Here is a 21,305-nt window from a genome sequence, read left to right on the forward strand (position 1 = left end):
CGAGAGCCACGCAGATCCCCATCTGCGGGGAGAAGTTATTGGGTGTGCGCGAGCGCGGACAACCCCTAACCAGGCAACGGGCCAGCTAGGGGTGTCCGGTCCCCACCCGCCGCACTAGCGTCGCCTCGACCGGGTCCGTGCAGATCCGGTCGGGAAACGCAGCCGCTGGAAGGACCGCCAAGGATGACCACGCCAAATACCGACAACGGCTTGTGGGTGCGACGCTTCCACCCGGCTCCGGGTGGCGCCAGGCGGTTGGTGTGCCTGCCCCACGCCGGCGGGTCGGCCAGCTTCTACTTCCCCGTCTCCCGCAGCCTCTCCCCCGCCGTCGAGGTGCTGTCGATCCAGTACCCGGGCCGGCAGGACCGCCGCCACGAGAAGTGCATCGGTGACATCCACCAGCTCGCGCGGGAGGTCTTCACCGTGCTGCGGCCGTGGCTGGACGAGCCGGTGGCCATCTTCGGGCACAGCATGGGGGCCAGCGTCGGCTTCGAACTCGCCCGGCTGATCGAGCAGGACGGCGGTACGGCGGCGCACCTGTTCGCGTCCGGACGCCGCGCGCCGTCGCAGGCGCGACACGAGACGGTGCACCTGCTCGACGACGAGGGCCTGCTGGCCGACGTCCGGAAGCTCAGCGGCACCAACTCCGCCGTCCTCGGGGACCCGGAGATGCTGCGGGCCGCGCTGCCGGCGATCCGCAGCGACTACCGGGCGGCGGAGACCTACACCTACCGGCCGGGTCCGCCGCTGAGCTGCCCGATCACCGTCTTCACCGGCGACGACGACCCGAAGACGACGGTCGAGGAGGCCCGGGCCTGGTCGACCCACACCACCGGGCCGTTCGACCTGAAGGTCTACCCGGGCGGGCACTTCTTCCTGGCCGAGCACCAGCCGGCGGTCCTGCGGGCCATCTCGACGGCCCTGACCGCGGCGCCCGCCGTCTGATCCCACGGACGAGGGGCCCGTCCACCGGTGTCACGACCGGTCGGCGGGCCCCTCGTCCGTGCCGGGCGTCACCGCTTGTGGCCGACCGCGATCACGTAGTCGAGCTGCGCCATCTCGCGCTTCATGAGGTCCTGGTTCTTCCAGTGCGCGGCCATGCTCTTGCGTACGGCGGGCTTGACGACGGCGCGGAACTCGGGGTCGTTGGTCCGTCCCGCCATGTACGCCCGCCAGCCCTCCCAGGTGCGCTCCTTGATCGAGTGCACCTCCGGGTTGGCGAAGCCGGCCTCGACCAGCTCCTGCCGGTACGTGTCCCGGTCGTGCCAGTTCTCCTTCGGGATGCTGAACTTGACGAAGCTCAGCGGGCCGGACTGGATGGCCGCGCGGACGACGTCCCCGCTGACCGGGATGATGTCGGCCGTGGCCAGCACGCCACCCGGGCGCAGCACCCGCAGCGCCTCGGCGAAGAACGCGCTGCGCGGGTAGAAGTGGAAGGCCGACTCCAGGGCGACGACCCGGTCGAAGGTGTTGTCCTCGAAGGGCAGTTCGGTGGCGCTGCCCAGCCGGAAGTCGGTGCGGTCCGCGAGGCCCTCCTCCTGCGCCCGGCGCTGCGCCGCCTCGACGTGGTGCGGGGTGATGTTGAGCCCGTACACCTTGGCGACCCGGCGCTCGCGCAGCCACTTGAAGTCCTGGTCGGCGTAGCCGAAGCCCACGTCGAGGACGGTGTCGTCCGGCTTGAGCCCGGCGGCGTCGGCCAGCTTGTCGGCCAGCGCCTCGGCGGCCGTGTCGAGGTCGGTGACGCCGTCCTCCCAGTAGCCCACGTTCATGTAGTGCGTGCGGCGGGCCGCGAACTCGACGTCGGGCGACTGGATCTCGTAGAAGCGCCGGACCCGGGTGATGGGGTCGGCGGTGAAGACCGTGCGGATCGCCCGGCCGGCGATCTTCAGGTTCTCGAACATGTGGGTTCCTTCCGGTGGATGGATGCCGATCAGCCGCGCCGGACCTGCTGACGCAGGTCCTCGACGAGCGCGGGCACACCGGCCGGGTCGGCTGCCGTGCCGAAGACGTAGAAGTCGGGCCGGACGAGCACCGCGACGGCGTCGTACCGCTTGAGGTGGGACAGGTACACGTCGTCGAGGTCGAAGGCGGTCGGCGCGGCGCCGGGCCCGGGGGCGGGCGCGCCGGCGGGGACGACCCGGACGACCCGGGCGTCGAGCGAGTCCAGGAAGGACCGGGCGTCCGCGTCGAGCAGGTCGTCGGGGTCCTCGGCGCAGACCAGGACGAAGCCGGTGCCGACGACCTCGTCGAAGAGCCCGGCGCGGCCGTCGACCTCGACGCGCCCCTGCGGCATCGGCACGCCCGCGCCGGCCGCCGGGGCCTCGGCCGTACGGGCGTGCAGGACCCCGCCGACCAGGGGTTCCAGCAGGGAACGGGTACGCGGCCGGGAGGTGCGCCGACGCAGTTCGGCGAGCATGACGGCGTCCCGGCCGGCGGCGGCGGTGCGGTCGGTCTCGCAGATCACCGTGCCCGAGTCCATGGACATCCGGATGGCGTGCTGCACGTGCGCGCAGCGCTCCTCCTGGTAGGTGTCCAGCAGCGCCTCGTCGGCCAGGCCGCGGTGCACCAGGTCCAGCTTCCAGGCGAGGTTGAGGGCGTCGCGGAAACCCGAGCTCATGCCCTGCCCCATGAACGGCGGCATCACGTGCGCCGCGTCGCCGGCGATCAGGATCCGGCCGGAGCGCCAGCGGTCGGCCGAGCACGCCTGGGTGGTGTAGACGCCGTACCGCTCCAGGGTCGCGTTGTCGGGCGTGATGTCGAAGAGACCGAGCAGCCGCCACACGCTCTCGACGGTCTCGAACTCCTCCCGGCTCTCCCCCGGCACCCGCATGAACTCCCACCGCCGGTGCCCCGGGCCGGCCGACACGGCCGTGCGGGGGCGCGCCGGGTCGCAGACCTGGAGGTTGTTCGGCTTGAACTCGCGGGCCTCGTGCGGCACGACGTCGCAGACCAGCCAGTCGTACGTGAAGCCGAGGTCGGTGACGCCGCTGCCCAGGTGTTCCCGGACGAAGCTGTTGGCGCCGTCGCAGCCGACGACCCAGCGGGCCGCGTGGACCTCCTCGCCCTCCGGGCCGGCGATGGTGACCTCGACCCGGTCGTCGTGCTCGACCAGGCCGGTCACCTGGTACGGGCGCAGCACCGTCACGCCCGGCAGCTCCGCTCCCCGCTCGGCGAGCAGCGCCTCCAGCCCGGGCTGGTAGAAGGAGACCGAGTCGGGCCACCCCATCGGGCCGTCGCCGGTCACCTTGACGTGCAGCAGGGTCCGGCCGAAGCCGTTCTTGAAGGTGTACTCGCCCGACGACTCCACCACCGGTCCGAGCCGGTCGGCGACCCCGGCGGCGGCCAGGATGCGGCTCGCCTCCCCGTCGTACGAGACCGCACGCGGGAAGTTGTACGGGGTGGCCCAGCGCTCGACCGCCGTGACGGTGAGCCCGCGCTGCGCCAGCAGGATCGTGAGCATCTCACCGACGGGGCCGTAGCCCACGATCAGGACGTCGGTCATCAGCATCGGTATCGGTTCCTCGGGGGTCGGTCGGACACGGTGTCGGAAGGGACGGCTCGCGCCGTGCGGGGCGGCCGGACGGCCATCAGAGACCGAGTTCGGAGTCGATGAGGTCGAAGAGGTCGTCGTCGCTGGCCAGTTCGAGGTCGAGGTCGGGGTCGCCGCCCGAGCCGGCGCGCATCGTCCGCCACTTGGCGATGAGCACCTCCAGCCGGGACCCGATCTGGGCGTGCAGCTCCGCCTCGACGCTGGCCTCGGTCAGCGAGCGTTCCAGGTTCTCGAGGTCCGTGAGGACCGGCGGAACCTCCGGGCCGGTGTCCGGCGCCAGCTGCGACACCAGGAACGTGGCCAGCTCGTTCGGGTCCGGGTAGTCGAAGATCAGCGTGGCCGGCAGGCGCAGACCGGTCGCCGTGGTCAGCCGGTTGCGCAGCTCGACGGCGGTCAACGAGTCGAAGCCGATCTGGCTGAACGCCCGGCCGGGGGCGACCGCCGCGCGGCTGCCGTGCCCGAGCACGCTCGCCGCCTGCTCGCGTACCAGGTCGACCACCAGGGTGTGGCGGTCGGGCCCGGCCAGGGCCGCCAGTTCGTCGGCGAGGGTGCGCCCGCCGCCGGTCGGGGCGCTCGACCGGGCGCTCGGCCGTTCCCGCCGCATGAGCCCGCGCAGCAGGGCCGGGGGCCGCTCGACCCGCTCGCCGAGTGCGGCGACGTCGATCCTGGTCGGCACGAGCACCGGCTCGGCCAGCCGCAGGCCCGCGTCGAACAGGGCCATCCCCAGGTCGGACGGGATCGCGAGCTGCCCGTCGCGGGCGGTGATCCGGGGGTCGGTCCGGTCCAGCTTGGCGGTCATCTCGCTGGCCTGCTCCCACAGCCCCCAGGCGAGCGACCGGCCCGGCAGGCCCTCGGCCCGGCGCGCCAGGGCGAGCGCGTCGAGGAACGCGTTGGCCGCCGCGTAGTTGGCCTGACCGGGTACGCCGAAGACGCCCGCGCCGGAGGAGAACAGCACGAACCCGGCCAGGTCGAGGTGGCGGGTGAGCTCGTGCAGGTGCCATGCGGCGTCGAGCTTCGGCGCGAACACCGTGTCGACGCGCTGCGGGGTGAGGGCGGTGACGATCCCGTCGTCGAGCACCCCGGCGAGGTGCACGACCGCGGTCAACGGGTGCCGGGCCGGCACCTCGTCCAGGATCCGGGCCAGGCTCTCCCGGTCGGCCACGTCGGCCGCCACCACCGTGGCCTCGGCGCCCATCGAGCGCAGTTCGGCGACCGTCTCGGCCGCGCCGGGGGCCTGCTCGCCGCGGCGGCTGACCAGCAGCAGCCGCCGTACGCCGTGCGTCTCGACCAGCCGCCGGGCGACCAGCCCGCCCAGGGTTCCGGTTCCGCCGGTCAGCAGCACGGTGCCGTCGGGGTCCCACGCCCGGGGCATGGTGAGCACCACCTTGCCGACGTGCCGGGCCTGGCTGACGTGCCGGAACGCCTCCGGTGCCTGGCGGACGTCCCACACCTGGGTGGGCAGCGGGGTGAGCGTCCCCCGCTCGAAGAGCCCGAGCAGTTCGACGAGCATGCGCTGCACCTCGTCGGGGTCCTCCAGGGTCAGGTCGAAGGCGGTGTAGGCCACCCCCGGGTGGTCGGCGGCGACCTGGGCGGCGTCGCGGATGTCGGTCTTGCCCATCTCGATGAACCGCCCGCCGCGCGGCAGCAGCCGCAGCGAGGCGTCGACGAACTCGCGGGCCAGCGAGTCCAGCACCACGTCGACGCCGCGTCCGCCGGTGGCCTCGGCGAACCGGTTCTCGAAGTCGAGGGTCCGGGACGAGGCGATACGGTCCTCGTCGAGGCCCATCGACCGCAGGGCGTCCCACTTTGCGGGGCTGGCGGTGGCGTAGACCTCGGCGCCGAGGTGCCGGGCGAGCTGCACGGCGGCCATACCGACGCCGCCGGCCGCCGCGTGCACCAGCACCGACTCGCCCCGGCCGAGCCCGGCCAGGTTGACCAGGCCGTGGTAGGCGGTCAGGAAGACCACCGGCACGGAGGCGGCCTCGACGTACGACCAGCCGGCCGGCATCGGGGCCAGCAGGCGGCGGTCGGTGACCGCGACGGGCCCGAAGCAGCCCACGAAGACCCCGAACACCCGGTCGCCGGGGCGCAGGTCGGTCACCTCGGCGCCCACCTCGACGACCTCGCCGGCGCCCTCGCCGCCGAGCGGCCCCGCGTCGCCCGGGTAGAGGCCGAGCGCGTTGAGCACGTCGCGGAAGTTCAGGCCGGCGGCGCGGACGCGTACCCGGACCTCGCGGGGGCCGAGAACGGCGTCGGCGGCGTCCGTCGGGACCAGGGTGAGGTTCTCCAGGCTGCCCCGCACCGGCGCGTCCAACCGCCATGCGGCGGCGGGCGGCGCGGCGAGTTCGCCCGCCGACCCGGCCCGCGCCAGCCGCGGCACGTACGCCGTGCCACCCCGGATCGCGGCCTGCGGCTCGTCCGCCGCCAGCACGGCGGCGACCTGGTCGGGGCCGATCCCGTCGACGTCGACGTCGACGATGACGACCTGGCCCGGGTTCTCCGACTGGGCGGAGCGGACCAGGCCCCACGCCGCCGCGGCGGCCGGGTCGGTCACCTCGCCGGCGTGGTGCACGGCCACCGCGCCCCGGGTCACCAGCAGCAGCCGAGACGCCGCCCAGCGGGGCTCGGTGAGCCAGCGCCGGACGAGGTCGAGGGCGCGGACGGCGGCGTGCCGCGCCGCGCGGGGGGTGGGCTGCGCGGGTTCCGCGTCGAGCGGCACGAGCACGGCCCCGGGCAGGGCCAGTCCCGCGTCGACGGCGTCGGCGAGCCCGTCCAGCCCGGGGTGCAGCCCGAAGCCGTCCAGGCCGGGGGCGACGGCCACGGCGTCGACCGGGGTGGCCGCGTCGGCCGGCGGCAGCGGCGTCCAGTCGAGCCGGAACAGGGCGTCGCGGGTGGCGCGGTCGTCGGTGACGGCCAGCTCGGCGGCGGAGATCGGCCGCATCGTCAGGGCGGTCACCTCGGCCACCGGGGCGCCGGTCGGGTCGGCGACGGTCAGCGCGATGGCGTGCGGTCCGACCTGGGTGAGCCGTACCCGCAGGGCGGTCGCCCCGGTGGCGTGCAGGCTGACGCCGTTCCAGGCGAACGGCAGCAGCAACCGGCCGGCCCCGGCCCCGGCGAGGCCGCCGAAGTGCGCGGCGTGCAGGGCGGCGTCGAACAGTGCCGGGTGCAGGCCGTACCGGTCGGCGTCGACCCGTGCGGCCGTTGGCAGCTCCACCTCGGCGTAGACCTCGTCGCCGCTGGTCCACACCGCGCGCAGCCCCTGGAACGCCGGCCCGTACGCGTAGCCGTCGGCTGCCAGGCCGGCGTAGAAGCCGGTCAGGTCGACGGGGCGGGCGTCGCGCGGCGGCCACGTGGTGGGCTGCGGCGACGCGGCGGGCTGGTCGGCGGAGAGGGTGGCGCTGGCGTGCCGGGTCCACGGCCCCGCGGCCGGGCCGTCGGCGGGCCGGGAGTGCACGGTCACCGGGCGGCGTCCGTCGTCGCCGCCCACGCCGACCGTCACCTGCACCTGGGTCGCGCCGTCGGCGGGCAGGGTCAGCGGGGCCTCGATGACCAGTTCGTCGAGGACCGGGTGGCCGATCTCGTCGCCGACGCGGAGGCAGAGTTCCACCAGGCCGGTGCCGGGCACCAGCACGCTGTCCGAGACCCGGTGGTCGGCCAGCCACGGCTGCGCGTCGGTCGACAGGCGCCCGGTGAACAGGTGGCCCCTCGTCTCGGCGAGCGCGACCGACGCCCCGAGCAGCGGATGCCCGGCGGCGTCCAGGCCGGCGGCGCCGACGTCGCCGGGGCCGGAGACGGGCCGGGGCCAGTAGCGGCGGTGGGCGAACGCGTACGTGGGCAGGTCGACCCGCCGGCCGCCGGCCAGCGCGGGCCGCCAGTCCACCGCGACCCCGCACACGTGCAGCTGGGCCAGGGAGAGCAGGAACCGCGCCCGGTCGCCCTGGTCGCGTTGCACCGAGCCGACCACCACGCTCTCGCCGTCGTGGTCGGCGAGGGTCGCCTCGATGCCCACGGTGAGCACCGGGTGCGGGCTGCACTCGACGTACGTGTCGTGGCCCTGCCCGGCCAGCGAGCGGATCGCCTGTTCCAGCTCGACCGGCTGCCGCAGGTTGCGGTACCAGTAGTCCGGCCCCATCTCCTCGCCGTCGAGCCAGCGCAGGTCGGTGGTGGAGAAGAGCGGCACGGCCGCCGGGCCGGGGGCGATGCCCGCCAGCACCTCGGCCAGCTCGTCGCGCAGGCCTTCCACCTGGGCGGAGTGCGAGGCGTAGTCGACGGCGATGCGCCGGACCCGGGCCTGCTCGCCGACCAGTTCGGCGAGGAGTTCCTCCACCGCCTGCGGCTCGCCGGACACCACGACGGCGGCCGGGCCGTTCACGGCGGCGACCGAGATCCGGTCGCCGAACCGGGCGATCCGGTCGCGGACCGTGTCGGCGGGGAGCGCGACGGAGGCCATCGCCCCGTGCCCGGCCAGGGCCCGCAGCGCCCGGCTGCGCAGCGCCACCACCCGGGCGGCGTCGGGCAGGGAGAGCACCCCGGCGACGCAGGCGGCGGCGATCTCGCCCTGCGAGTGGCCGACCACGGCGGCCGGTTGCACGCCGTACGAGCGCCACAGCTCGGCCAGCGACACCATCATCGCGAACAGCGCGGGCTGCACCACGTCGACCTCGTCGAGGCCGGGCGCGCCGGGCACCTGACGCAGCACGTCCAGCAGCGACCAGTCCAGGTACGGCCGCAGCGCCGCGTCGCAGGCCGCCATCCGCTCCGCGAACACGGGGGCCTGGTCGAGCAGGTCCAGTCCCATGCCGAGCCACTGGGAGCCCTGCCCGGGGAAGACGAAGACGCACCGGCCGACGGGCCGGGCCTCGCCCCGCGTCACCGCCGGGTCGGGCCGGCCCTCGGCGAGCGCGTCGAGGGCGGCGGCGACCTGGTCCGGCGACGCGCCGACCAGCACCGCCCGCGAGTCGAAGGTGCTGCGGCTGGTGGCCAGCGACCAGGCCACGTCGAGGGGCCGCTGGTCGGGCCGCTCGGCGAGGTGTTCCCGCAGCCGGCGGGCCTGCCCGGCGAGCGCCTCCGGGGTACGCGCGGAGAGCAGCCACGGCAGCGCGTACGCCTCCGTCGGCGTGGCTGCGGCGTCGGCGTCCGGGGCCGGCCCGGCGACCGCCTCGACGATCACGTGGGCGTTGGTGCCGCTGATGCCGAACGACGAGACACCGGCCCGCGCCGGCCGGTCCGTCGCGGGCCACGGGCGGGCCTCGGTGAGCAGCTCCAGCGAGCCCGACTCCCAGTCGACCCGCGAGCTGCGGCGCCCGGCGTGCAGGGTGCGGGGCAGCCGGCCGTGCCGCATGGCGAGGACCATCTTGAGCACCCCGGCGACGCCGGCCGCGGCCTGGGTGTGCCCGAGGTTGGACTTGACCGAGCCGAGCAGCACCGGCGGGGCGCCGGCGGGGCGCTGCCCGTACGTGGCGAGGATCGCCTCCGCCTCGATGGGGTCGCCGAGCGACGTGCCGGTGCCGTGCGCCTCGACGACGTCCACCTCGGCGGCGCTCAGCCCGGCGGCGCCCAGCGCGGCCTTGATGACCCGCTCCTGCGAGGGCCCGTTCGGGGCGGTCAGCCCGTTGGACGCGCCGTCCTGGTTGACCGCCGAGCCGCGGACCACGGCCAGCACGGGGTGGCCCCGGCGGCGGGCGTCGGAGAGGCGCTCCACCACCAGCATCCCGACGCCCTCGGACATGCCGAAGCCGTCGGCGTCCTCGGCGAACGCCTTGCACCGCCCGTCGGCGGCGAGGCCGCGCTGGCGGCTGAAGCCGGTCAGCCCGGCCGGGGTGGACATCACCGACACCCCGCCGGCCAGGGCCAGGTCGCAGTCGCCCTGGCGCAGGGCCTGCACGGCCAGGTGCAGCGCCACCAGGGACGCCGAGCAGGCGGTGTCGACGGTGACGGCCGGCCCCTCCAGCCCGAGCGCGTACGCGACCCGGCCGGAGAGGACGCTGCCGGCCGTACCGGTGAGCAGGTGCCCCTCGTCGGCGGTGACCTCGCCGTCGTCGGAGAGCACGCCGGGGGCGATCCGGTCGCCGTAGTCCTGGCCGTGGGTGCCGGCGAAGACGCCGGTGCGGCTGCCCCGCAGGGTGACCGGGTCGATGCCGCCGCGTTCCAGCGCCTCCCAGGAGGTCTCCAGCAGCAGCCGGTGCTGCGGGTCCATGGCGAGGGCCTCGCGGGGGCTGATGCCGAAGAACGCGGCGTCGAAGTCGGCGATCCCGGTGAGGAACCCGCCGGCCCGCACGTACGTGCGGCCGGCCGTGCCGGGCACCGGGTCGTAGAGGTCGGCCAGCGGCCAGCCGCGGTCGGCGGGCAGGTCGCCGATGACGTCGGCGCCCGCGTCGAGCAGCCGCCACAGCTCCTCCGGGGAGCCGATGCCGCCGGGGAAGCGGCAGGCCATCGCGACGATGGCGACCGGCTCGTCCAGTGCGACGGTGCTCGCGTCGGTGACCTCGGTGGCGGCGGTGCCGAGCAGCCGGGCGTGCAGGTGCGCGGCGAGCAGCTCCGGGGTGGGGTGGTTGAACACGGCGTGCGGGGCGAGCCGGACGCCGGTGACGGCGGTGAGCCGGTTGCTCAGCTCCACGGCCATCAGCGAGTCGAAGCCGAGTTCCTTGAACGGGCGGCGCGGCTCGACGTCGTCGGGGCCGGTGTGCCCGACCACGGTGGCGCACCGGGTGCGTACGAGGTCCAGCAGCAGGGCGGCGCGGTCGGGTTCGGCCAGCTCGGCCAGCCGGTCGGCGAAGCCCTTGGCGGAGGCGGGCGCCGAGTCGGCGTTGACGGCCCGACGGGGCGGCGGGGGCAGCAGCGCCCGCAGCAGGGCGGGCACCTCGCCGGAGGTCCGCACGGCGGCCAGGTCGAGCCCGATCGGCACCAGCGTCGCCCGGTCGACGCGCAGGGCGGCGTCGAACAGCGCCAGCCCGGCGGCCGTGTCGAGGGGACGGGTGCCGCCCCGGGCGAGGCGGGCCAGGTCCGCCGGGGTGAGCCGGCCGGCCATCCCGTCCTGCGCGGCCCACAGCCCCCAGGCCAGGGCGGTCGCCGGCAGGCCCTGGGCGCGGCGGTGCGCGGCGAGCGCGTCGAGGAACGCGTTGCCGGCCGCGTAGTTGCCCTGGCCGGGGCTGCCGAAGGTGGCGGCGGCCGAGGAGAAGAGCACGAACGCGGCCAGGTCGAGGCCGGCGGTGAGCTCGTGCAGGTGCCACGCGCCGTGCACCTTGGACCGCAGGGCCCGCTCCCAGCGTGCCGGGTCGAGGTCGGTGAGCAGCGCGTCCTCGGTGGCCCCGGCGGCGTGCACGACGGCGACCAGCCGATCGGCCAGCGGGGCGACGACCTCGGCGAGCGCCGCCCGGTCGGCGACGTCGGCCGCGACCACCCGGACGGTGACGCCGGCGTCGGTCAACGCCTCCGTCCAGTCGCCGGCCCGACCGGTGCGGCTGACGAGGACCAACTCGGCGACGCCGTGCACGGTGGCGAGGTGGGTGGCGACGTGCCGCCCGACGCCGCCCGTGCCGCCGGTCACCAGCACGGTGCCGCCGGCCAGCGCCGGGACCGGCGTAGCGGCCGGAGGTCGTTCGACGGGGTGGAGCCGGGGCAGCAGGACCCGGCCGTCGCGGACGGCGATCTCGGGCTCGTCCCCGGCGACGGCCAGCGCCGCCCGGACGGTCGCGTCGTCGGTGGCGTCGAGGCTGAGCAGCAGGAACCGGTCGGGCTGCTCCGCCTGGGCGACCCGGACGAGCCCCGCCACCGGGGCGTGCACCGGGTCGCCGTCGCGGACGGCGAGGGCCAGGCGGGTGGTCTCCGCGCGGGGGTCGACCAGCCAGCTCTGGAGCACGCCGAGCACGGCGAGGCCGACGGCGTGGGCACGGTCGGGCACCGACCGGCCCGGCTCGCCGTCGCCGACGCGCAGCACCAGCAGCGGCGGCAGCGGCCCGTCCGGGGGTGTGCCGTCGGCGAGCGTCCAGGAGGGCGCGGGCGTCGCCGGGAACGCGGCGGGCGACCAGTCGACGGCGTACAGCCCGGCGGGGGCGGGCGGGGGCGCCGGCGTCTCGGCGGGCGGCAGGTCGAGGGTCCGCAGCACCACCCGGTCCACGTCGAGCACGGGCACGCCCGCGGCGTCGACGGCGCTCAGGGTCACCGCGTCCGCCCCGGCGGGGGCCAGGCAGACGCGCAGCGCGTGCGCCCCGGTGGCGTGCAGGCGCACGCCCGCCCACTCGGTGGGCAGCAGCCGGCCGGTGGGCGCGGCGTCGTCACCGGGCGCGAAGTCGGCGAGCGGGAGCAGGCGTAGGGCCGCCTCCAGCACCAGCGGGTGCACGCCGTACCGCTCGGCATCCGGGTCCCGGGCGTCCTCGGGCAGGCGTACGTCGACGAAGAGCCGGTCGGCGGCGACCCACGCGGCCCGGGCCAGTTCCCCGGCCATGGCCTGGTACTGCGGGGCGGTCAGGTCGACCGGTCGGGCGCCGGTGGGCGGCCAGGCCGGGGCGAGGACACCCCTGCCGCTCTCCGGGTCGACCGGGCCGAGCACGGCCTCGGCGACCTCCCGCCAGGGCTGCCCGTCGCCGGCCCGGACGTGGCAGTGCGCCACCCGGCGCCGGTGCTCGTCCGGCGCGGAGACGCCGACCTGCACCTCGAGGGTCGCCTCGGCGGGCAGCGGCACCGGATCGGGGACGCGCAGCCGCTGCACCGTCGGGGTGCCGAGCTGTTCGCCGAGGTGGGTGAGCATGTCCAGCAGGGCGCTGGCGGGCAGCAACGCGGGAGTGCCGTCACCGGGGGCGGCCAGCCAGGGCTGGGTGGCCGCGGCGACCTGCCCGGTGCAGACGACCTGCCCGGTGCCGGCGACCGCCAGCACGCCGCCGAGCAGCGGGTGCCCGGCGTCGGCCAGCCCGACGCCGACCGGGCCGCCGGCCGCGGTTGAGGCGGGCAGCCAGTAGTGCCGGCGCTGGAAGGCGTACGTGGGCAGGTCGACGCGGCGGTGCGGCCCGGGGCCGGCGAGGGCGGCGCGGTCGACGGGGACGCCCCGGACGTGCAGCCGCGCCACGGCGGCGAGCAGCGCCTCCGGTTCGTCGGCGACGCCCCGCACGGCGGGCACGAAGGCCAGCTCGTCGGCCTCGGCGAGGAGGCAGTCCTGGGCCATCGCGGTGAGCACGCCGGCCGGACCGACCTCCAGGAAGGTGGTGACGCCCTGCCCGTGCAGGGCCCGCACGCCGTCGTGGAAGCGGACGGTGCCCCGCACGTGCGCCACCCAGTAGTCGGGCGAGCAGAGCCGGGCCGGGTCGACGGGGTGGCCGGTCAGGTTGGACACCACCGGCAGGTGCGGGGTGCGGTACGTGAGGCCGGCCGCCACCGCGCGGAACTCGTCGAGCATCGGCTCCATGCGCGGCGAGTGGAAGGCGTGCGACACCCGCAGCCGGCTGGTACGACGCCCGGCGGCGCGCAGGGTGGCCGCGACGGCCAGCACCGCGTCGGCGTCGCCGGAGACGACGACGCTCGTCGGGCCGTTGACGGCGGCGAGGCCCACCCGGTCGGTGAGGTGCGCGGCGACCTCGGCCTCGTCGGCCTCGACGGCGACCATCGCGCCCCCGGCGGGCAGCTGCTGCATCAGCCGGGCGCGGGCGGCGACGAGCGCCGCCGCGTCGGCGAGGGGGAACACCCCGGCCACGTGCGCGGCGGCCAGCTCGCCGACGGAGTGGCCGAGCACCGCGTCGGGACGCACCCCCCAGGACTCCAGGAGGCGGTACAGCGCCACCTCGAAGGCGAACAGCCCCGGCTGGGTGTACAGGGTCTGGTCGAGCAGGTCGGCCAGTTCGTCGCCCTCGGCGGCGAAGACGACGTCCGCGACGGGGTGCGGGGCGTGGCCGGCGAGGCAGCGGTCGAGTTCGGCGCAGGCCGCGTCGAAGGCGTCGGCGAAGACCGGGTACGCCGCGTGCAGCTCGCGGCCCATGCCGGCGCGCTGGCCGCCCTGCCCGCCGAAGAGCATGCCGAGCTGGCCGTCGACGACCCGGCCGGTCAGCACGGTCGGCAGGTCCGGGTCCGCCTCGCCGCGGGTCAGCACGGTCAGGCCCGTCCGGGCGGTGGTCGGGTCGCCGGCCAGCACCACGGCCCGGTGTTCGAGGGCGGCGCGGGTGGTGGCGAGCGCGTGCCCGACGTCGGCCGGGTCGGCGTCCGCCCCGGGCCCGTCGAGCCAGGTCAGCAGGCGGGCCGCCTGGTCCCGCAGCGCCTCGCCGGAGGCCGCGGCGAGCAGCCACGGCACGGGCGGTCGCCGGGTCACGGAGGCCGCCCCGGACGACGGCTGCTGGTCCGCGACCCCGGACGACGGCTGCTGGTCCGCGACCCCGGACCCGGAGGGCGGGTCGGCGGCGGGCGCCTCGACGATGACGTGCGCGTTGGTGCCGCTGATGCCGAACGACGAGATGCCGGCCCGCCGGGGCCGTCGCACCTCGGGCCACGGGCGGGCCTCGGTGAGCACCTCGACGGCGCCGGCGGACCAGTCCACCTCGGACGTCGGGGCGTCCACGTGCAGGGTGCGGGGCAGCGTTCCGTGCCGCATCGCGAGCACCATCTTGATCACCCCGGCGGCCCCGGCGGCGGCCTGGGTGTGGCCGAGGTTGGACTTCAGCGAGCCCAGCCGCAGCGGTTCGGCGTCGCCGCGGCCCACCCCGTACGTGGCGAGCAGCGCCTGCGCCTCGATCGGGTCGCCCAGCCGGGTGCCGGTGCCGTGCGCCTCGACGACGTCCACGTCGGCGGCGGAGAGCCCGGCCGCGTCCAGCGCCCGGCGGATGACCCGCTCCTGGGCGGGCCCGTTGGGGGCGGTGAGCCCGTTGGACGCGCCGTCGGAGTTGACGGCGGAGCCGCGCAGCACGGCGAGGACGGGGTGCCCGCGCCGGCGGGCGTCGGAGAGCCGTTCCAGCAGCAGCACGGCGACGCCCTCGGACCAGCCGGTGCCGTCGGCGCCCTCGCCGAACGCCTTGCACCGGCCGTCGGGGGCGAGCCCGCGCTGCCGGCTGAACTCCACGAACGCCTGCGGGGTGCCCATCACCGCCACGCCGCCGGCCACGGCGAGGGAGCAGTCGCCGGCGCGCAGCGCCTGGGCGGCCAGGTGCAGCGCCACCAGCGACGACGAGCACGCCGTGTCGACGGTGACCGCCGGCCCCTCCAACCCCAGCGCGTAGGCGACCCGGCCGGAGACGACGCTGCCGGCGGTGCCGACGCCGAGGTAGCCCTCGGTGCCGGGCGGCGCTTGGCGCAGGTTCGCGGCGTAGTCGTGGTGCATGACGCCGGTGAAGACACCGGTGGCGCTGCCGCGCAGCGAGGTGGGGTCGATGCCGGCCCGCTCGAACAGCTCCCAGGACGTCTCCAGCAGCAGCCGCTGCTGCGGGTCCATGGCGAGCGCCTCGCGCGGGCTGATCGCGAACAGGGTGGCGTCGAAGTCCGCCGCGTCGGTGAGGAACCCGCCCACCCGGACGTACGAGGTGCCGGGACGGTCGGGGTCGTCGGAGAACAGGTGCGCCAGGTCCCAGCCCCGGTCGGTGGGGAACTCCGTGAGCCCCTCCCGGCCCTGGTCGACCAGGTCCCACAGCTGCTCGGGGGAGGCGACACCGCCGGGCAGCCGGCAGGCCATGGCGACGACGACCACCGGGTCGTCCACGGTGGACGGCGCGGACGGCCGGTCCGTCGCGGGGCCGGCCTGCCCGGTGGTGCCGCGCAGCCGGGCGGCGAGGTGCCGGGCGAGGGCGTCCGGGCTGGGCCGGTCGAAGGCGGCCGTGGCGGAGAGCCGTACCCCGGTGGCCCGGGCCAGCCGGTCGCGCAGGGCGACCGCGCTGACCGAGGTGAAGCCGAGTTCCTTGAAGGCCCGGCCGGGGCGCACCGCGGCCGGCCCGGACAGGCCGGCCACCTCGGCGGTGGCGGTGCGGACCAGATCCAGCAGGAGCCGGTCCCCCTCGGCGGTGCTCAGCCCGGCCAACCGGCGGCGCAACTCGGCGGCGTCCCGGTCGTCGGCGGCGTCGTCGGGCGCCGCGACGGGGCCGCGCCAGGCGGGGTGCGCGGCGTCGGCGTGGCCCGCCGGGCGGGCGAGCACGACCAGGTCGTCGCCGTCGTGGGCCACGTCGAACGCGGCGAGATCGGCGCGTACGGCCGCCGGGACGACGCTTCCCGCCCCGGTTCCGGTGGCCGCGAGGGTGGCGGGCGACGGCTCCCGGTCGGCGTGCGCGGTCGTGCCGACGACCCGGGCCGGCAGACCGGCGGCCCGGCGGCGGGCGGTCAGGGCGTGCAGGGCGCCGACGGCCGAGGCGGCCCGCTCCCGGCCGGCGGCGCCCAGCAGCAGGGCGGACGGCGCGAGGACGGTGAACGAGGCGGCCGGGAGCCGGGTCGCGGCGTCCAGCCTCCCGGCGAGGCGCAGCAGCCGGGCGATGTCCTCGTCGTCGGTCAGCTCGTCGTCGGACGGGCAGAGGAAGACCCCGCCGGGCGGCTCGTCGCCCGCCCGGTCGGCGGGCAGCGCGGCGACGTCGGCGCCGGCGGCGACGAGTTCGGTGACCAGGTCCGCCAGGGCGGTCCCGGGCGTGGCGCCGACGTGGAGCAGCCGCAGCCGGCGGACGTGGTGCGCGGCGACGAGGTGTCGGGCCAGCGCCGCGCCGGTCGGCCCGTCCGCGCCGGTGACCAGGACCGGGCGGTCCGGGTCGGCCACGCTCACCGGCCGCGCCGGCACGGCCGCCGGGGCGGGCACGAGAACGGCGTGCAGGGCGGCTCCGGCCCGCAGCGCGACCTGCGCGGCGCCGGCGTCCAGCACGGCGGGGAGCAGGGCGGTCGAACGGTGTCCGGTGTCGCGGTCGACCAGCACGATCCGGTCCGGGTGGGCGGCCTGCAGACTGCGGCCGACCGCCTGGACCGCGCCGGCCGCCGGATCGGCCGGGCCGGTCAGCAGCACCAGGCGGGTGCCGGCGAACCGGTCGTCGTCGAGCCAGCCGCGCAGCCGATCGGCGAGGTCCGCCGCGACGGCGTCGGCCGGCTCGACCAGCAGCACCGTCACGTCGGGCACGTCCGGGGCGTCGCGCAGGGCGGCCAGGTCGCGGTGGGACCGGAACCGGTCCTCGGGCGACGCCGCGCGCAGCGGTTCCAGCAGCGCCTCGCTTCCGCTACCGACGAGCGCCCAGCGGCGGGCCGGTGCGGCGGCGGCCTGCGCGGCCGTCGGGACGGGCGCCTCGACCGGCGGTACGGCGGCCAGGTCGAGCGGCTGCCAGGCGAGCAGGCTCAGCGTCTCGTGGTGGCTGCCGTTGACCGCCCGCAGCCGCGCCGGCCGGTCGAGCAGGAGCCGGCGGGTGACCTTGCCGGAGGCGGTGCGGGGCACCTGCCCGATCTCGTACAGCTCCTCGGGAACCTTGTGGTAGGACAGCTTCTCCCGGCAGGCCGCGTACCCGGCCCGGGGGTCGAAGCCCTCCGGCCCGGGCACCACGAACGCCACCGGCACCTCGCCGAGCACGTCGTGCGGGCGGCCGGTCACCGCCACGTCGGCGACGCCGGGCACCCCGCGCAGGGCCTCCTCCACCTCGGCCGGGTGGATCTTCTCGCCGCCCCGGATGATCAGTTCCTGGTGCCGTCCGGTGACGAAGATGTTGCCGTCGGCGTCGCGGCGGGCCAGGTCGCCGGTGCGGTACCAGCCGTCGCGCAGGGCGGCGGCGGTGACCTCCGGCAGGCCGTGGTAGCCGAGCATGACGCTCGGCCCGCTGACCCAGACCTCCCCCTCGGCGCCGGTCGGTACGTCCAGGCCGGTCTGCGGGCTGACCAGGCGCACCTCGACGCCGGGCACCGCGCGCCCGCAGGAACCCTCGACCCGGGGCTGGTCCGGCCGGGTGACGGCGATCGAGCCGCAGGTCTCCGTGCTGCCGTACGCGTCGAGCAGCGGCGCGTCGAAGACCTCGTCGAACGCCCGACGCAGCGCGCCGGTGGTGATCGCCCCGCCGACCAGGCAGACCCGCAGGGCCGGGGCGCGGAAGCCGCTCTCCCGGGCGGCGGTGACCAGGTGGTGGTACATGGCCGGCACACCGGCCAGCACGGTGGCCTCGTCCTCGTCGACCGCGCGCAGCACGTCGTCGGCGGAGAAGCCGTCGATGAGCCGGGCCGTGGCGCCGACGGCGGTCACGCTGAGCACGCACCCGATGTGGGAGAGGCTGTGGAACAACGGCAGCGGCCAGACCACCCGGTCGGCGTCGGTGAGCCCGGGGATCGGCACGTAGCAGGCGGCGACGGACCAGAGGCAGGTGCGCTGGGTGGAGAGCACGCCCTTGGGCCGGCCGGTGGTGCCGGAGGTGTAGAGCATCCAGGCGACCTCGTCGAGGCCCAGGTCGTCACGGGCGTCCACACCCGGCTCGGTGTCGACCAGGTCACGCCACGCGGTGACCCCGGCGGGCACCGGGCCGTCCCCGGTGACCACGACCCGCAGGGCCGGCCGGCCCGCGCGCAGCCGCAGCAACTGGTCGAGGTGCCGCGGGTCGGTGACCACCAGCACCGCACCGGAGTCGTCCAGCAGGTGGGCCAGCTCCGCGTCGGTGCTGTGCGGGTTCACCGGTACGCCGACCGCGGCCGCCCGCGTCACGGCCAGCCAGGTCTCGACCGTCTCCACCCGGTTGCCGAGGCAGAAGGCCACCCGGTCGCCCCGCCCGACCCCCGACGCCGCCAGGTGACCGGCCAGCCGACGGGTCCGCGCCGCCAGGTCGGCGTAGCCGACCGCCCGGCGGTCGTCGCGGAACGCGACCTTGTTCCCCAACCTGGCGGCGTGCGCCTCGATCAGATCGGACAACGGCTGGATCAGGTCGCTCCGAAGCATGTCACCACATCCGTCCGTCGGCGAGACTTCTCATCCGCGGCGTAGACCCCGCTCGCCGTAGCGGCCCAAGTCTTCCGAGCACCCTGCCGGCGTCCTACCCCTGTCACCCCCTAAGTCGTCCCCAGTTCGGACCGCTGATCAGGTGGTGGGACGGGCCGCAGGCCGATGATGGGGCCACCCCCCGCAGACCGTCGAGTCCTGTGCTCCACCCGCCCGTCAGCCGAGGTGCCGTCGTTGGAACGCTGCTGGTTGTTCGCCCGCTCGGCCGTGCCGGCCGACGGGTCCCCGGACACGCGGGTGACCGAACTGGTCGGCACGGTCCTCGCCGCTCTGGTCGCCGCCGCCCGCCGGGCCGATCCGGGCATGGACTGGTTCTTCGACCCGGAGGGCTCCCCCGCCGGGCCGCACGTGAGCCTCGGCTTCCACGCCGCCCCGGCCGCGCTCGACGCGGTACGGGCGGGGCTGCTCGCGTACGACCCGGGGGTCTCCTTCGCCGCCGACCGGTACGTGGTGCGCGACGCCGCCCGGGGCGGCCCGCTCGCGTCGGCGGGCAGCGACCTGGCCCTGGCCCTGCTCGGCGGGGACACTCCCTGGCTGGCCGGCGTCGAGCTGCCGCTGGCCGTGGCGCACCTGCGGTACCTGACGGGGCTGGTGCCGGCGGCCGACCGGCTGGCGTTCCTCTTCCTGCACTGGCAGGAACGCAGCCAGCGGCTCACCGCCGCGCAGCGGCGGGACCTGGCCGCGCAGGCGGACGCCGGCGCGGAGAAGATCGTCCTGGCGGCCGGCGACCTGCCGCTGTGCGGGGAGGTCGCCGTGGCCTGGCAGCGGTACCTGGACCGGGTGACCGACGTGGTCGGCCGGCACCACCCGGCGGCGCCGTCGGGCTTCCTGCTGGCGCACCACGCCCAGCTCACCCACGACCGCTGGGGCATCGGACCGGACGTCGACTCGCTGGCCGCGCTGGCGCTGCGCCTGTCGATGGTCCGGGAGCGCCCGGTCGCCGCCGTGCCGGTGCCCGTCGTCCAGAGGAGGCAGCAGCCACATGCACCCGTCCGCACCTGAACCGCACGTCCCGGCCCGGATCGAGGTGGCGCTCGGCGAGCGCGCGTACCCGGTGCTGATCGGCCCCGGTGTGCGCCACCGGCTGCCGGCGGAGGTGGCGCGGATCGGTGCGCGGCGGGTCGTGGTGGTCTCGGCCCGGCCCCCGGAGTGGACGCCCGACCCGGGTGTGCCGCACCGGGTGGTGCCGGCCCGCGACGGCGAGCACGACAAGAACCTGGCCACGGTCGAGCAGCTCTGCCGGGCGTTCGCCGAGTTCGGGCTGACCCGCGCCGACGCCGTCGTCTCCTGCGGCGGCGGCACCACCACGGACGTGGTCGGGTTGGCCGCCGGCCTCTACCACCGGGGCGTCGCGGTGATCCACCTGCCGACCTCGCTGCTCGCCCAGGTGGACGCCAGCGTCGGCGGGAAGACGGCGGTCAACCTGCCGGAGGGCAAGAACCTCGTCGGGGTGTACTGGCAGCCCCGGGCGGTGCTCTGCGACACCGAGCACCTGGGCACGCTGCCGCAGCGGGAGTGGCGCAACGGCTACGGGGAGATCGCCCGGGCGCACTTCATCGGCGCGGGCGAGCTGCGCGACCGGCCGGTGGCGGAGCAGATCGCCGCCTGCGTGGCGCTGAAGGCGCGGGTGGTGGCCGCCGACGAGCGTGACTCCGGTCTGCGGCACATCCTCAACTACGGTCACACGCTGGGGCACGCGTTGGAGCGGGCCACCGACTTCGGCCTGCGGCACGGCGAGGCGGTCGGCGTCGGCACGGTCTTCGCGGGCCGGCTGGCCGGCGTCCTCGGCCGCGTCCCGGCCGACCGGGTGGCCGAGCACCACGAGGTGGTGGCGGGCTACGGCCTCGACACCGCGCTGCCCGACGGTGTCGACCACGACGAGCTGGTCGCGCTGATGCGGCGGGACAAGAAGGCCACCTCGGGCCTGTCCTTCGTCCTGGACGGCCCGGCCGGGCCCGAACTGGTCGCCGACGTCCCCGAGTCCGCCGTGCGCACCGCGCTGGGCGGCATGTGGTAGCGGCCGGCACCCCGACCACCGCCGGCAGCCCGGCTCAGGTGCATGCTCGTCCGAGCAGACAGCGGAGGATCGGCTCGGCACGGGTCCACAGCACCGCGCCACCGGTCCCCGGGACGAGATGCCGGACGGCACCGGGGATCCGGGCGGCCAGCGTCGCTCCGTTGTCGGGTGAGTGGCTGGTGTCCTGCTCGCCGTACCAGACGTCGACCGGAACGGTGATCTCCGCGAGGTCGAAGGGCCATCGCCCCATGGCCAGGACGGTGTCCCGGGCGTAGCCGGCCGGGCCCTGGGCGAATCCCTCGTGCAGGGCGCGGCGGTAGGCGGCCTCGAAGCCCGGATCCCGGTACACCGCCAGGTCGGCCTCGGGGCTCCCGCTCGTCACCATGTCCCACATCGCGTCCGCGTCGAAGCCGGCGAAGATCTGCTCCGCCCCGGCGGGATCGACGGCAGTCGTGTCCACGAGCCGACGCAGCTCCGCCGGCAGCGCCTCGGCGAACTCCGGCGCGGCGACCTCGTCCGCACCGGACACGATGGCCAGCGCCGCGGCGACACCCGCCTCGGCGCACGCGAGTGCGAACGGCGCGCCCTGCGAGTTGCCGACCACCGCGGGGCACGCCAGCCCTCGCAGCCCGGCGAGGTCGCGGACGTCCGCGGCGAAGTCGGCGTACGTCCGGCCGGGCGCGGACGTCGAGCTGCCGAGCCCCGGGCGGTCCACGGAGACGAGACGCACCCCGAGCGTGTCGACGGCGTCCGCGCCGAAGCCGAGCCACCGGCTCGTGGCCGCCCCCGGGCACAGCAACACCGGGACACCGTCCGGCGGCCCCCACTCCGCCCAGCCG

General features: G+C 76.4%; 7 protein-coding genes. 3 read left to right on the top strand and 4 right to left on the bottom strand.

Features of this window, described 5'->3' with window-relative positions; translation table 11 throughout:
• Positions 1-183: 183 nt before the first annotated feature.
• The gene (locus RM555_RS24620) at positions 184-945 is read left to right on the top strand and encodes a thioesterase II family protein (protein WP_151454782.1); all 762 of its coding nucleotides are present in this window, start codon (positions 184-186) and stop codon (positions 943-945) included.
• 68 nt (positions 946-1,013) lie between these two features.
• Here the strand turns inward: RM555_RS24620 and RM555_RS24625 are convergent, their stop codons facing one another.
• The 3 genes from RM555_RS24625 to RM555_RS24635 form a co-directional block, all read right to left on the bottom strand.
• On the bottom strand, positions 1,014-1,901 hold the full coding sequence (locus tag RM555_RS24625) for a class I SAM-dependent methyltransferase (protein ID WP_132240759.1): 888 nt from the start codon (positions 1,899-1,901) through the stop codon (positions 1,014-1,016).
• A 29-nt stretch (positions 1,902-1,930) separates the two neighbouring features.
• Positions 1,931-3,508, bottom strand: coding sequence for a bifunctional 3-(3-hydroxy-phenyl)propionate/3-hydroxycinnamic acid hydroxylase MhpA (gene mhpA / locus RM555_RS24630; RefSeq protein WP_311413961.1), 1,578 nt, complete (start codon positions 3,506-3,508; stop codon positions 1,931-1,933).
• A 79-nt stretch (positions 3,509-3,587) separates the two neighbouring features.
• The gene (locus RM555_RS24635; protein WP_311413962.1) at positions 3,588-18,389 is read right to left on the bottom strand and encodes an SDR family NAD(P)-dependent oxidoreductase; all 14,802 of its coding nucleotides are present in this window, start codon (positions 18,387-18,389) and stop codon (positions 3,588-3,590) included.
• Between the two features lie 225 nt (positions 18,390-18,614).
• Between RM555_RS24635 and RM555_RS24640 the strand changes: the two genes are divergently transcribed.
• Together RM555_RS24640 and RM555_RS24645 are read left to right on the top strand one after the other, a co-directional pair.
• Complete coding sequence (locus RM555_RS24640; protein WP_311413963.1) at positions 18,615-19,451, top strand: hypothetical protein; 837 nt, start codon at positions 18,615-18,617, stop codon at positions 19,449-19,451.
• On the top strand, positions 19,432-20,466 hold the full coding sequence (locus RM555_RS24645) for a 3-dehydroquinate synthase family protein (RefSeq protein WP_311413964.1): 1,035 nt from the start codon (positions 19,432-19,434) through the stop codon (positions 20,464-20,466). Before RM555_RS24640 ends, RM555_RS24645 begins: the two co-directional genes overlap by 20 nt.
• Before the next feature lie 34 nt (positions 20,467-20,500).
• Here RM555_RS24645 and RM555_RS24650 read toward each other — a convergent pair whose 3' ends face one another.
• Entirely contained in the window at positions 20,501-21,268 is a 768-nt protein-coding gene (locus RM555_RS24650; protein WP_311413993.1) for an alpha/beta fold hydrolase, read from the bottom strand.
• Positions 21,269-21,305 lie beyond the last annotated feature (37 nt).

It is taken from the genome of Micromonospora reichwaldensis, from assembly GCF_031845925.1.
In the GTDB taxonomy this organism is placed as follows: Bacteria; Actinomycetota; Actinomycetes; order Mycobacteriales; family Micromonosporaceae; genus Micromonospora; species Micromonospora reichwaldensis.